The following is a 285-nucleotide window of genomic DNA, read 5'->3' on the forward strand; positions in this document are numbered from 1 at the left end:
ATAAACGTATCTACCGGCTTGTTGGGAGCCAACTTGACATGAGCCGGGAAGGTAGCACCGCCGCAACCGACGACGCCGGCTTGTTTAATACGTTCAACGATTTGTGCCTTGTCAAGTTCTTTCCAATCTTTTTCATCAGGCAACCCGTCCGCCCATTCATCAAGGCCGTCAGCCTTGATTACGACAGCCATGCACGTAACCATCATGTTATGCGGCATGGGAGCTACCTTAACGACTTCGCCGGATGTGGATGCATGAATGTCGTAATCAAGGCCGTCAGCCTTG

General features: G+C 51.6%; 1 pseudogene. It reads right to left on the reverse strand.

The window, feature by feature from the left end:
• A pseudogene (locus PGX78_RS06635) lies at positions 1–285 on the reverse strand (electron transporter RnfC); the annotation flags it as partial.

It is taken from the genome of Megasphaera sp. AF13-6AC (genome assembly GCF_027685385.1).
GTDB lineage: Bacteria > Bacillota > Negativicutes > Veillonellales > Megasphaeraceae > Megasphaera > Megasphaera micronuciformis.